Origin of the sequence: Acidisphaera sp. L21, assembly GCF_009765685.1 — a bacterium.
GTDB lineage: Bacteria > Pseudomonadota > Alphaproteobacteria > Acetobacterales > Acetobacteraceae > LMUY01.
Genome location: NZ_LMUY01000015.1, coordinates 160,876 through 174,838, shown reverse-complemented (window position 1 = coordinate 174,838; position 13,963 = coordinate 160,876). Strand labels below are relative to the sequence as shown.

Below are 13,963 nucleotides of genomic sequence, written 5' to 3'. Positions count from 1 at the left end.
GGAGAGAACAACCATGCCCACATTGTTGCAATTGACGTCGCTACGGCCGGAGATCCAGTCGGTGCTGGATAGCCAATTCACCGTGCACCATTACGCCAAGCTGCCCGACGCCGCCGCCTGGGTGACGGCGCATGGGGCGGAGGTGGATGCGGTCGCCACTGGCGGCGGCAACGGTATTCCGACCGCGCTGATGGTCGCGTTGCCAAACCTGAAGATCGTCGCGATCAACGGCGTCGGGTTCGACAAGGTGGATCTGGAGGCGGCAAGGGCGCAGGGCGTTCGCGTGACCAATACGCCGGACGTGCTGACGGACGACGTGGCGGACCTGGCCGTGGGATTGACCATCGGGATCATGCGCCGGCTGCACCACGCGCATCGCTTCGTGACCGCCGGGCATTGGCCAACGAAGGATTGGGGCCTGGCACGCAAGGTCAGCGGGAAGCGGTTCGGCATTTTGGGCATGGGGCGGATCGGCCAGGCGGTAGCCCGGCGGCTGAGTGGGTTCGACGGCACAATCAGCTACACCGATGTCGCGGCGAAGGACGTGCCGTACCATTTCGTGCCGGATCTGGTGCAGTTGGCCGCCGGGTCGGATGTGCTGGTGGTGTGCGCCGCTGCCTCCACCGCCACGCGGGCGATCGTCAACGGGCCGGTGCTGGATGCGCTGGGGCCGGAGGGCGCCCTGGTCAATATCGCGCGCGGGTCGATCGTGGACGAGGTGGCGCTGGTGGCGGCACTGCAGTCCGGCGCCTTGGGGGCGGCGGCGCTGGATGTTTTCGTTGACGAACCAAATGTGCCCGCAGCGTTGCTGGGGATGGAGAACGTGCTGTTGACGCCGCATATCGCCAGCGCAACGACCGAAACACGGCGCGCTATGGGAATGTTAATGCTCGACAATCTATCGTCGTTTTTTGCCGGCAGACCGCTGCCGACGCCGGTCGTGTAGCGGTCGGCCGCACCACCCTATGTAATCCCGCTCGTTACCAAAAATTAGGGACTGATCGCGTATTTTAACACTTAGGGCACACGGCATAATAGGGTCCCAAGAGTGTTACGACAGTTCCAGTCTATTGTGGTCGCGCGGTCGAGCGCCGTGGCGATTACAGGTGCGGGCGAGTACACCTACGCGGGATTAGCCGAACGGGTGGACGCGATTGCGCGTGCCGCCTGGCAGGCTGGATTACGCCCTGGCGGCCGTGCAGCGCTGATGACCGGGCGCTCGGCCGAAGCGGTGGCTGCCATGCTAGCGGTGCTGCAGGTAGGCGCTGCCTATGTGCCGGTCGATCCTGGGTTGCCCCCTGCCCCGCTGGCGGCGCTGCTGGCTGATGCCGACCCGGCGCTGATCCTGGCTGATCACGATGCGGTGGTGGATCGGCCGGTGCTGCGGTTGGACCTGCCGCTTGCGGATGCGCCCGGGTTCGAGGCGCCCGAGCTGGACGCCAATGCGCCGGCCTATGTCATGTATACCTCCGGTTCTACTGGGACGCCGAAGGGCGTGGTGGTGCCGGGTCGCGGGATTCTGCGGCTGGTGATGGCGCCGGATTACATCCGTCTCGGTGCGGATGATGTGATTTTGCAGGCGGCGCCGCTGGGGTTCGATGCCAGTACCCTGGAGATTTACGGCGCCCTGCTGAATGGCGGCACGCTGGCGATCCTGCCGGATGCGGTTCCCTCACTAGACGCGATTGGCGAGGCGATCGCGCGGCATGGGGTGACGATGGCTTGGCTGACCAGCGGGCTGTTCCATGCGATGGTAGAACAGCGCGTGTCGGCCCTGGCGCCGTTGCGGCAATTGCTGGCGGGGGGTGACGTGCTGTCCCCCTCGCATGTGGCGCGGGCGCTGGCGGCGTTGCCGGATACGACACTCATCAACGGCTACGGCCCGACCGAAAATACGACCTTCACCTGCTGCTACCGTATCCCGCGCGACCATGGCGCGGATGTGCCCGTGCCGATCGGGCGGCCGATCCGCGGCACCGATGTGCAGATCCTGGGCGAGGACGGCCAGCCGGTGGCGCCGGGCGAGTATGGCGAATTATGCGCTGGCGGCGATGGCGTCGCGCTGGGCTATCTGAACCGGCCAGACCTGACAGCGCGCGCGTTTCGGCCCGGGCCGGATGGGCGGGTGCTGTATCACACCGGGGATCGGGCTCGGCTGCGGGCGGATGGCGTTGTCGAATTCGGCGGCCGCACCGATCGTCAGGTAAAAATCCGTGGCAAGCGGGTGGCGCTGGATGAGATGGAAGGCGAGTTGCGTCGCGACCCGGCGGTGCAGGACGCCGCGATCCTGATGCAGGACGGGCGCGCCGCCGCCTATGTGACGGGCACCGTGGACGGCGTGGCCCTGCGCCGCGCGCTGCTGACCCGCCTGCCGGAGCATATGGTGCCGGCCACCATCACCGTGCTGGACGCGATGCCGTTGACCAAGAACGGCAAGCTGGACCGCAAGGCGCTGCCCGCCGCAGCGCCCGGCACCGCGACCGAAGGCCTTCAGGGTCGGCTGGCGGCGATTTGGCGCAAGGTGCTGGGGCGGGACGATTTGCCGGTGGACGCCAATCTGTTCGATGGCGGCGCGAGTTCGATCGACCTAGTGCGCGCCCATGCAAACATGGTGGATGCCGGGCTGGACGTGACACTGACCGATTTGTTCGCACATCCCAGCATCAGCAGCCTGACGGCGCATCTGGAGGGTGGCGGGCCGGCTGCCGGCGGTGCGCGCGCGGCGCATTCCAGCGAACCGATCGCCATCGTCGGCATGGCGGCACGGCTGCCGGGTGCGGAGAACCTGGCGGCGTTCTGGCGAAATCTGTGCGACGGGGTGGAGTCGATCAGGCGGTTCGCGCTGGACGAGTTGCAGGATGCCTATGACCCCGCGACCCGGGAATCGGCCGACTTCGTCGCGGCGCGGCCGATCCTGGATGGGATCGATCAGTTCGAGCCGGGCTTTTTTGGGATGTCCAAGCGCGATGCCGAGCTGACCGATCCGCAGCAGCGGCTGTTTATGGAAATCGCCTGGGAAGCGCTGGAATCCGCGGGATACGACCCGGCGAACTATGCGGGACGCATCGGCGTGTTCGCAGGCAGCAGCCCGAACAGCTACCTGCTGCGCAACGTGCTGGCCGACCGTAACGCAGTGCTGCGTTACACCAGCGAATACCAGACCGGAAGTTATGGGACACTGCTGGGCGCGGGCGCCGACTTCATGGCCACGCGGATTGCCTACAAGCTGGATCTGCGCGGGCCGGCGATCACGGTGGCAACGGCGTGTTCCACGTCGCTGGTGGCGATCGCACAGGGATGTGCGGCGTTGCGGGCGGGCGATGCGGACATGGTGCTGGCGGGAGGTGCCTCGATCACGTTGCCGCAGCATCGGGGGTATTTGCACGAGCCGGGCGGGTTGGCGTCGGCGGACGGGCATGTGCGGCCGTTCGATGCAGCGGCGAGCGGCACGGTGTTCGGCAGTGGCGCAGGCGTGGTGCTGCTGAAGCGGCTGTCGCAGGCGGTGACGGACGGCGACCATATTCATGCGGTGATCGCGGGCATTGCCACCAATAACGACGGCGCCAGCAAGGTCGGATTTACCGCGCCAAGCGTGGGCGGGCAGATCGCGTGCATCGCGGATGCTCATGCGCAGGCCGGGTTTGCGACTGCGAGCATTGGGTATGTGGAGGCCCATGGCACCGCGACGCCGCTGGGCGACCCGATCGAATTTGCCGGGTTGAGCCAGGTGTTCGGGTCGGACGGCACGTGCGTCCTCGGCTCGGTAAAGGGCAATGTGGGGCATTTGGATGCCGCCGCTGGGGTTACCGGGCTGATGAAGGCGGTGATGGCGGTGGAATACGGCGTTGTGCCGGGCACGCTGCATTATCGCTCGCCGAACCCGGCGATGACGCTGGATGGCACGCCATTCCGGATTACGGCGGAGACGCAGGAATGGTCCGGCGCTTTGCCGCGGCGGGCGGCAGTGAGCGCGTTCGGGGTCGGCGGGACCAATGCCCATGCGGTGCTGGCCCAGGCGCCGGACGTGGTGGCCACGGCGGGCAGCAGGGCGCATCAGGTGTTGGTGCTGTCGGCACGGAGCCAGGCCGGGTTGGCGGAGGCACGCGCTCGGTTGGCAGAGCATTTGGCAAGCCACCCGGCGCAGGAATTGGCGGATGTCGCCTACACGCTGCAGAGCGGGCGGCGGCGGTTCGGGCATCGGGCGGCCCTGTTTGCGAGCGATGCGGCGGACGCGATCGCGGCGCTGGAGGATGGGCGCACGGTCACTGGGCAGGGATCGGCGGGAGCGGTGGCATTCCTGTTCCCGGGCCAGGGCTCACAATACGCGGATATGGGGCTCGCGCTGTACCGGGACGAGGCGGTGTTCCGCGCGGCGGTGGATCGGTGTGCCGCGATATTGCAGCCGTTATTGGGGCTGGATCTGCGGCGCGTCATCTACCCCGTCGATGATGCGGCGAGGGACGCGCTGATCGGCACCGCCATCGCGCAGCCGGCGCTGTTCACGATCGGCTATGCGACGGCGCGGCTTTGGATGTCCTGGGGGATCACGCCGGGGACCATGCTGGGGCATAGCGTCGGCGAGTTCGTGGCGGCGTGCCTGGCCGGGGTGTTCACGCTGGAGGACGCGCTCGGCCTTATTGCGGCACGCGGGCGGTTGATGGCGGGCATGCCTGGCGGCGCAATGCTGGCGGTGCGGTTGCCGGAGGCAGAGTTGGTGCCGCTGCTGGGGGAGGCGATGGATCTGGCGGCGGTGAACGCGCCGTCGCTGAGCGTGGCGGCTGGATCATTCGAGGCGACCGAGGCGCTGGAGGCGGTGTTGACCGCACGCGGCGTGATGTTCCGGCGGCTGCACACGAGCCACGCGTTTCACTCGCGCATGATGGATGCGGCGGTGGATGGGCTGCAGCAGGCGGCGTCGCGCGTGATGCTGTCGGCGCCTGCAATTCCTTTCGTGTCCGGTGTGACAGGGCTGCCGATTACGGCGGCGCAGGCGATGTCGCCCGATTACTGGGCCGGGCATTGCCGGGCGCCGGTGCGGTTTGCTGCCGGGTTGGACGCGCTGTTGGCCGCCAAGCCCGCCGCGCTGTTGGAATGTGGGCCGGGGCGCACGCTGAGCACGCTGGCGCTGCAGGGCGCGGCGCGTGGGGCGGCAGTCGCGGTCGTACCCTCGCTGCCCGATGCCGGGCGGGCGCGGGATGACCATAGCACCATGGCCGAGGCGATCACCCGGCTGGTGGTTGCTGGGATCGAGCCCGATTGGACTGTCTTGCATTCGCCCGGACGTCGCCGGGTGCCGCTGCCGACGACACCCTGGGATCGGATCCGCTGCTGGATCGACGAACCCGAACTGACGCAACCACGCTCGCTGGAGACCACACCGCCCATGGACCAATCATTTCCCGTCGCTTCCGATGAGACGCTCCCGGAACTGATCGCGCTGTTCGAGGATTTGTCGGGCGATGCGTTGGCCGGCGCGGACCCGGCGGCCAGCTTTCTGCAGCTTGGGTTCGACTCGCTGTTCCTGGGGACGGTGGCGCAGCAGGTGCGGGCCAAGTTCTCGGTCGCGATCACATTCCGGCAGTTGATGGGCGATCTGGGCAGTTTTGGCGCGCTGGCGAAGTATGTCGGCGCCGGGCGTCCTGCCCGTGTTGCCGCGCCGGCTGTGGCAGCGGCCCCGGTGCAAATGAGCCCGGTGCAGATGAGCCCGGTGCAGATGAGCCCGGTGAGCGCACCGGTGGCGTTGGTCGCCGGACCGGCGCCGGAGGGTGCGGCGTCGCTGATGCAGCAGCAAGTTGCGGCGATGTCGGCGCTGTTCTCGCAGCAACTGAGCGCGCTCGGATCTGCGCCGGCGGCGGTGCCGGCGGCAGTCATGGCGCCTGCCCCGGCGAAGGCCGCGCCTATTGCGGCACCGGCGGCGGAGAATACGGCGCGGTTCGATGCGTTCAAGGTGGTGGCGACCGGCGCAAGCGGATTTACGCCGGCGCAGCTTCGGCATGTGAAGGACCTGGTGGCGGCCACGGTGGCACGCACGCCGGGGTCCAAGCGGATGACGGCGGAGGCGCGCAAGCGGCTGGCCGATCCACGCGCGGCGGCCGGGTTCCGGCCCGAGTGGAAGGAGATGACGTACCCGATCGTCGCGGTTCGCTCCGCCGGGCCGTTCATTTGGGATGCGGATGGGAACGAATATGTCGACCTGGTGAACGGGTTCGGGCAGACCGCGTATGGGCATGCGCCGGCCTTCGTGACGGAGGCGGTGAAGCGGCAGTTGGACAAGGGGTTCGAGATCGGGCCGCAAGCCGAATATGCCGGGCGCGTCGCGGACCGGTTCTGCGCCATGACCGGCAACGAGCGGATGACGTTCTGCAACACCGGGTCCGAAGCGGTGATGGCGGCGATGCGGATTGCGCGCACCGTCAGCGGACGCAGCAAGATCGCGACGTTTGCCGGCAGCTATCATGGGCAGTTCGACGAGGTGCTGGTTAAGGCGGCGCCTAAGGGCACGCGGCCGGTGGCGCCAGGCATTCCGCAAGAATCGGTCGGCAACAACGTGGTGCTGGAGTACGCATCGGCTGCCTCGCTGGCGTGGATCCGCGACCATGCGGACGAGTTGGCGGCGGTGATGTTCGAGCCGGTGCAGAGCCGGCATCCCGGCATCCAGCCGCGCGAGTTTGCGTTGGAGCTGCGGGACATCACGGAGAAGGCCGGCATCTGCCTGATCTTCGACGAGGTCGTCACGGGGTTCCGCACGCATCCGGGCGGGATGCAGGCGATCTATGGCATCCGCGCGGATTTGGCGACGTATGGCAAGGTGGTCGGCGGCGGGATGCCGGTCGGCATTCTGGCCGGGCGCGCGGCGTATATGGACGCGCTGGACGGCGGCGACTGGCAGTTTGGCGATGACAGCACGCCGGAGGCCGCGGTGACGTTCTTCGCCGGCACGTTCGTACGGCATCCGTTGGCGCTGGCGGCGCTGGACTCGGTGTTGAACCATATCGAGACCAGCGGCCCAGGGCTGCAGTCCGAGATCGGCGGCCGGGTGAGCGCATTCGCCGCCCGGTTGAACGACGCGCTGGCGGCGCGGCACCTGCCCCGTTGCATCGAGCATTATGCGAGCTGGTTCTACTTCAAGTTCCCGGATCCGCTGGCGACGTTGTTCTATCCCAACATGCGGCTGCGCGACGTGCATATTCAGGAGGGCTTCCCCTGCTTCCTGACGACGACGCATGGGCCGGCAGAGTTCGAACGGATCTATAGCGCGTTCGTCGACAGCCTCGACGCGTTGCAGGCGGTTGGGATCCTGCTGCCCGCGGGCGCGCCGATACCGAAGCTGGCCGCCCCTACCGAGGCGAAGTTGACCGAGGCGCAGATGGAGGTCTGGCTCGCGTCGCAGCTTGGGCACGCAGCGTCGTGCTCGTTCAACGAGGGCATCAGCCTGCACATGCGCGGCGCGCTGGATTTCGGGGCGCTGCATGCCTCGATCAATCGCGTATTCGCCCGGCATGACGCGCTGCGGGCGCGGTTCACCCCCACGGGTGACCGGATGATCGTTGGCCCCGCCAGCTCAATCGACCTGCCGGTGACCGACCGGGTGCTGGACAGCGTGCTGGAGGAGGAGGCGCGGACGCCGTTCGACCTGGTGGCCGGCCCGCCGGCCCGGCTGCGGTTGGTGAGGATTGCGGCGGAGCACCACGTGCTGGTGATGACGGCGCATCATATCATCTGCGACGGCTGGTCCATCAACACGCTGCTGTCGGAGTTGGCAGAACCGGGGGCGCTGCCGCCCGCGCTTTCCTTCGTGGAATACGCGAGCCGGCAGACCGGCATGCGCAGTGCGGCGGACCTGGCCTGGTGGAAGGCGCAGTACGCGACCATTCCGGCGGCGCTGGACCTGCCGTCGGACCGGCCGCGGCCGGCGCTGCGGTCGTTTCGTGGCGGTACGCGGCGGTTGGTGATCGACGCCCCGGCCATGGCGCGTGTGAAGGCGGCGGGGGCGTCCAGCGGCTGCACGTTGTTTGCCACCATGTTGGGTGCCGTAGGCGTCACCTTCGGTCGCTTGGCGGATCGGACGGACGTGGTGATCGCCGTGCCGGCCGCTGCGCAGTCGCAGTTGGAGGACGAGGTGCTGGTTGGCCATTGTGCCAATCTGCTGCCGATGCGCGCCACCTGGACGGACGAGACGCCGTTTGCCGCGCATTTGGCGAAGATGCGCCACACCGTGCTGGACGCGTATGAGCATCAGGATTGCACGCTGGGCACCATCGTGCGGGCGTTGGCGCTGCCGCGCGACATCAGCCGGCTGCCGCTGACGGATGTGCAGTTCAACCTGGAGCGGCTGGCAGACGGGATGGCGATGCCGGGGCTGACGATCGCGTGTGAGGCCAATCCTAAGGCGTTCGTGAACTTCGATCTGTTCGTGAATGCGGTGGAGTCGAAGGCCGGGTTGGCGATCGACTGCGACTACAACGCCGATCTGTTCGATGCGGCGACGGTGGATCGCTGGCTGGCACATCTGCGCACCGTGCTGGAGGCGGTGGCAGCGGACCCGGCGCTGGCGATTGGCGCCATCCCGCTGCTGTCCGCCGCCGACCGGGATGGATTGATGCACGGGATGAACGATACGAAGGCGCCCCTACCCTCCGCGCCGGTCCATCGGTTGATCGAGCAACAGGCGGGCCGGACGCCGGACGCCGTTGCCGCGCGGTTCGGCGACACATTGGTAAGCTACGCGGCGCTGGATGCGCGGGCGAACCAGATGGCGCGGCTGCTGCTGAGCTATGCGACGCCGGGTGACCGGGTGGCGGTGATGCTGGACCGGACGCCGGACATGCTGGCGGTGCTGCTGGGCGCGTGGAAGGCAGGGCTGACATATGTGCCGCTGGACCCGTCGCACCCGCCGGCTCGGCTGGGGCATATCATCAACGATGCGGCGCCGGCCGTGCTGGTCACGGATGGGTCTGGCCCGGTGCTGAATGCGCCGCTACTGGATCTGCGGGATGCGCAGGAAGCGCTGGACGCCCAGCCGGCCAGTGCGCCGGTCGCGGAGAACGATGTTGCGTATGTAATCTACACGTCTGGTTCCACGGGGCTGCCGAAAGGCGTCGCCATCGGGCACATGGCGCTGGGAAATCTGCTGCTGTCCATGGGACGGGAGCCGGGGATTGCGGCTGACGATGTGTGGCTTGCGGTGACCACGATCAGCTTCGACATTGCCGGGCTGGAGCTGTGGGGTCCGCTGGTGGCGGGCGCGCAGGTGGTGGTTGCCTCCCGTGCCGATGCGGCGGATGGGCACCGGTTGCGGGAACTGCTGGGCAGCACCGGCGCGACCATCATGCAGGCCACGCCGGCCACCTGGCGGCTGCTGCTGGAGACGGGTTGGATCCCAGGTCCGCTGCGCATGCTGTGCGGTGGCGAAGCGCTGCCGCGAACCCTGGCCGACCGTCTGCTGGCGGATGGCGGGGAGCTTTGGAACATGTATGGCCCGACCGAGACCACGATCTGGTCGGCGGTGGAGCGGGTCGGCGCGGGGCTGATCACGGTTGGGCATCCGATCGCCAACACGGTGCTGCACGTGCTGGACGCGCAGGACCGGCTGGTGCCGGTGGGGGTGCCGGGGCATCTGCATATCGGTGGCGCCGGGCTGGCGGAGGGGTATCGGAACAAGGCCGACATGACGGCGGAGCGGTTCATCGCCGATCCGCTGACGCCGGGCGAGACGCTGTATCGCACCGGGGATTCGGCGCGGAAGCTGCCGGATGGCCGGGTGCAGGTGCTGGGGCGCATCGACAGCCAGATCAAGCTGCGCGGGTACCGCCTGGAAGCGGGCGAGGTCGAACACGCGCTCACCACCCAATGTGGGCTGGCGGAGGCGGCGGTTGCCTTGCGGGACGGGCCCGGCGGGGATCCGCGGCTGGTTGCCTGGGTCATGCTGCGGCCGGGCGAGGATCTGAACGAAGCGTCGATCCGCGCCACCCTGCGCAGCCAGTTGCCGGAATACATGGTGCCGGCGGTGTTCATGCAGGTCGACACGCTGCCGCTGACGCCGAACGGCAAGGTGGACCGTGGGGCACTTCCGAACCCGGCAGCCACGGCGGCGCCAACAATGGTCGAACCGCCGCGCTCGGCGCTGGAGCGCACGCTGGCCGGGATCTGGAGCGAGGTGCTGCATCGGCCCGTGGGTCGCAATGACGACCTGCTGGCGATGGGGGCAGACTCCATCCAATTGTTCCAGATCACGGCGCGGGCGAATGCGGCGGGGGTCACACTGCTTGCGCGGGATCTGCTGCAACATCGGACGGTCGCAGCGGTGGCGGCAGCCCATGGGGATAGCGCGGGACATGCGATGGTAGGCGAGGAGTCGAGTGTGCCATCGCTGAAGGCGTTCAGGCGGGACCGCAAAGTGGCGGCGGGGGACTGAGCCATGGATATCGGCACCTCCCCCTCCAGCGAAGGCACCGGGGTCAGCTACCCGGCCTCGCTCGCGCAGACGCGGTTCTGGCTGCTGGATGCGCTGGACCCCGGCACCCCCGCGCTGAACGTCGCGGTGCGGTGGAAACTGCTTGGCCCCGTCACGCATGGCGCGGTCGAGGCGACCATGCGGCGCATCGTCGGGCGGCACGAGATCCTGCGGACGGCGTTGCATAACGAGGATGGCATCCCCACCCAGCTCGTGCAGCCCGCCCTGCCCTTCCAGGTGCGCCACCATGACCTGACGGGGATGCCGAAGGAGGCCGCGTTGGCCGAGGCGGACCGGATCGGCGCCGAGGAGGCCCGCAACCCGTTCGCGCTGGAGGCCGCGCCGCTGATGCGCGCGACGCTGATCCTGTTGGAACCCGGCGAGTCGCGCCTGTTGCTGACGCTGCATCATGCGATCTGCGACGGCTGGTCGATCGGGGTGCTGGCGGAGGAAATCACCAAAGGCCTGGCCGGCGAGCCGCCACTGCCGGAACTGCCGCTGCAGTATGGCGACTATGCCGAGTGGCAGCAGGCGTGGCTGGACAGTCCCGCCCCGCGCGTCGCCTCCGCCTACTGGACCAGCCAATTGGCCGGCCTGCCGTACGTGATCGTGCCGCCAGACCATGCGGCGCAGGAGCGTGGCGGCGGCGCCATCATCTCCACGCTGCTGCCGCGCGCCCTGACGGACGGGATGGTGGCGATGGCGGCCCAGCAGGGTTGCACCCCGTTCGCAGTGGCACTGGCGGCGCTGGGCCAGATGCTGCAGGCCCGCACCGGGGCCAACGACATCCCGATCGGCACCCAAGTGGCCGGGCGGACCGAGGTGGAGCTGGAGGGCATGATCGGCCCGTTCATCAACACGCTGGTGCTGCGATTGGACCTGGCCGGGCAGCCGGATTGGGCCGAGCGCGTGGCGCGCACCGCCCGCATCGTGGCCGGTGCGCTCGACAATCACACCATGCCGTTCGAACTGCTGATCCGGGCGCTGAACCCGGCGCGGGATGCCCGGCGCACGCCGCTGTTTTCGGTGAATTTCATCTTCCAACGCTCGTTCGTGGCGCCGTTCGAGGGCGGAGGCATTACCCTGGTGGATTTGCCCAGCCACTCCGCCGGGGCGCTGTACGACCTGAATTTCTTCATGGTGGAGCGGCCGGACGGGTGGCGCGCGTCGTGCGAATACGACGCGGCGTTGTTCGAGCCGGCGACGGTGGCGGCAATGCTGGCCGATTGGCGGCAGGCGCTGTCGGGCCAGCCTGTCGCGGCTTCGGCGCCGGCGGACCCGGTGTTGGAGACGCTGGGCGCCATCTGGTGCGAAATACTGGGCGTGCCCGGCGTTGGGCCGACCGATGGGTTCTTCGACCTCGGCGGCCATTCCCTGCTGGCGGCGCGGATGTTGGCCCGGGTGGAGGCGGTGTTCGGCCAGCGCGTCGGCATGGCGGCGCTGTTTGCCGATCCGACGCTGGGCGGCCTGGCCGCGCGGCTGGCCATCCCGATCGCGGCCAAGTCGTCGATCGGCACGCCGTTGGTGGCTGTGGGCAACCCGGTGGATTGGATCGGCCTGCAAGACGCGCTGGGCCGCAAAAGCCCGTTCCAGTGCCTTTCCGACGCTGCCCCGGGCCTCGTGACACGCCTGTATCCGACCGGGCCGATCGCTGTGCTGGGCACTGGGAATGAAGGGATGCTGGCGATGAGCCTGGCGCGGGCGCTGGGCGCGGATGGTCGCAATGTGACACTCGTGCTGGTCGACGTGATGCCGCAGCAGCCCCGCAGTTTCTGGCGCGGGTTGCTGTCGGCACGGGATTTGGGGCCGCGGTTTGACGGCCCCGCGATCCTGTTCCGCCGCCCTGATAGCTCTCCGGACGAAACCGATGGGTGGTCGGGGTACTTGAACGGTACGCTAGACGTCGTGCCGCTGCCTCCGGGCCCCTGGCACAACGTCGTGGCGCAACGAATTGGGGCGTTTGTCGGGTGACATTGGCTGTATTGCGAATCGCGCCGGGGTTGCCCGGGAAGAAGTTCATCCGGCGCGTGGCGCTCGCCCTGGGGGGCATTGCCCTGCTGGGAGGCGCCGGGCCGGTGACGCGATCGCTGGCCATTCCAGCGCGCGATGGGGCACCGGCGCACGAGGTTCGGGTGCTGCTATGGCAGGCGACGACGCCCGGGCCGCATCCGCTGCTGGTGTATCAGCCGAGTTGGGGCGGGCGGGCAGACGAGAACTCCCGAATGGCGGCGATGCTGGCGCAGGCCGGGTTCACCGTTGCCGCAGTCGACTACGCAACAGAGCAGCCGTCCGGATTCGCCAGCCAGATGCAGCGGATGCAGGTAGCGCTGGACCTATCCTCCGATGCCGCGGTCGCCCGCACCACGGCGGAGGGCGACTGGCGCGCGGTCCTGATGGCGTCCGATTCCTCGGTCGTGATGGATCTGCTGCCCGCGGCCTTGCAGGCGCCCGCTGCGGGGATCTTCGGCTGGTCGTTTGGCGGGGCGGTCGCCGTCGAGGCTTGCCGGCAAGACCACCGGTTCAAGGCGTGCCTGAACATGGATGGCTGGATGTTCGGTCCGGCGGCGGATGACCCTTCGCCGCAGCCGTATCTGGTGATGAGCGGCGACCCCTATCCTGCCACCGACGAGCCGGCGCATGACCCGGCGGGCGAGTTGGACCGTCGGGATGGCGCCCGGTTGCGCGCCCGTTTCGCCGCAGTGGGCGGCAGTTACGCGCAACTGGACGGATTGCAGCACACCGGGTTCAGCGACGCGGGGAACAACCCGGCGGTGGGCGCATTGGTGGAGGCGTTTTTCGCGCACGCCCTGATGGGCGCGCCCGAGCCGGCGGAGTCGCCAGCGGGCGTCACCTGGCATCGTGTGGCGGGTCCTGCAGGCTAACCGTCCAGCCCAGCCGCGGCGCTGCGATGGCTGCGGCGTAGCCCGGGACGATGGTTAGGTCGGTGACTTGCCAGCCGGGCCGGACTGGCTGCGGTAGCACCACGATGTGCTGCAGGTCGGCGATGCTGCCGCCCTGGGCCTTGATGATGGCCTCCTTGCGGGTCCAGCCGCAGAAAAACGCCGCGGTCTGGTCCGACGCGGAAAGGCCGCCCAGGTATGCCAATTCCGTGGGCGCGAAAACGATGCGGGCAAGACCGCCCTCGACAGGGCGCACTGCCTCCACGTCGACCCCCACGGGAAAATCGGCGACGGCGAATATCGCCACCGGGCCGGAATGGCTGAGGTTAAAGTCGGGACCGCCTGCGAGGAACGGCTTGCCATTCGGACCGATCGCCAGCGGCACCGTGGCGGGTGAGCCGCCGCATAGGACAGCCAAGGTGCGGCGCATCGCGGCCCGCGCGGCAGTGAACCGACGGGATGCATGAGGCACGATGAAGCGATCGGCGCGCGCTTGCTCCTCCGCGGACAGGGCGCTGCGGTCATCTGCGTCTGGGCGATCCAGATCCCAGCGCCAGAGCGCGATGGTGCTCAATGGCCCTGGAACGCCGGTCGCTTGCCCTGGCGGAAG

The 13,963-nt window shown here is 68.5% G+C and carries 5 protein-coding genes; 4 read left to right on the top strand and 1 reads right to left on the bottom strand.

Features of this window, described 5'->3' with window-relative positions; all coding sequences use genetic code 11:
* Positions 1 to 13 precede the first annotated feature (13 nt).
* The 4 genes from GSQ76_RS03980 to GSQ76_RS03965 all read left to right on the top strand — a co-directional run bounded on the left by GSQ76_RS03980 (position 14) and on the right by GSQ76_RS03965 (position 13,335).
* A complete protein-coding gene (locus GSQ76_RS03980) occupies positions 14 to 946 on the top strand; it encodes a 2-hydroxyacid dehydrogenase (protein WP_158742606.1) in 933 nt (310 codons plus the stop codon).
* Between the two features lie 147 nt (positions 947 to 1,093).
* A complete protein-coding gene (locus GSQ76_RS03975) occupies positions 1,094 to 10,414 on the top strand; it encodes a non-ribosomal peptide synthetase/type I polyketide synthase (protein ID WP_158742605.1) in 9,321 nt (3,106 codons plus the stop codon).
* Positions 10,415 to 10,417: 3 nt separating this feature from the next.
* Complete coding sequence (locus tag GSQ76_RS03970; protein WP_158742604.1) at positions 10,418 to 12,424, top strand: condensation domain-containing protein; 2,007 nt, start codon at positions 10,418 to 10,420, stop codon at positions 12,422 to 12,424.
* Positions 12,421 to 13,335: a dienelactone hydrolase family protein gene (locus GSQ76_RS03965; RefSeq protein ID WP_158742603.1), complete on the top strand. Its 915-nt coding sequence runs from the start codon at positions 12,421 to 12,423 to the stop codon at positions 13,333 to 13,335. Before GSQ76_RS03970 ends, GSQ76_RS03965 begins: the two co-directional genes overlap by 4 nt.
* Here the strand turns inward: GSQ76_RS03965 and GSQ76_RS03960 are convergent.
* The coding region (locus GSQ76_RS03960; RefSeq protein WP_216850882.1) for a 4'-phosphopantetheinyl transferase superfamily protein at positions 13,301 to 13,963 on the bottom strand (663 nt) is incomplete at its 5' end. The two genes, GSQ76_RS03965 and GSQ76_RS03960, sit on opposite strands and share 35 nt — an antisense overlap.

Coding starts and splice junctions, on each gene's coding strand:
- GSQ76_RS03980 (WP_158742606.1), top strand. CDS start 14: ATGCCCACATTGTTGCAATTGACGTCGCTACGGCCGGAGATCCAGTCG.
- GSQ76_RS03970 (WP_158742604.1), top strand. CDS start 10,418: ATGGATATCGGCACCTCCCCCTCCAGCGAAGGCACCGGGGTCAGCTAC.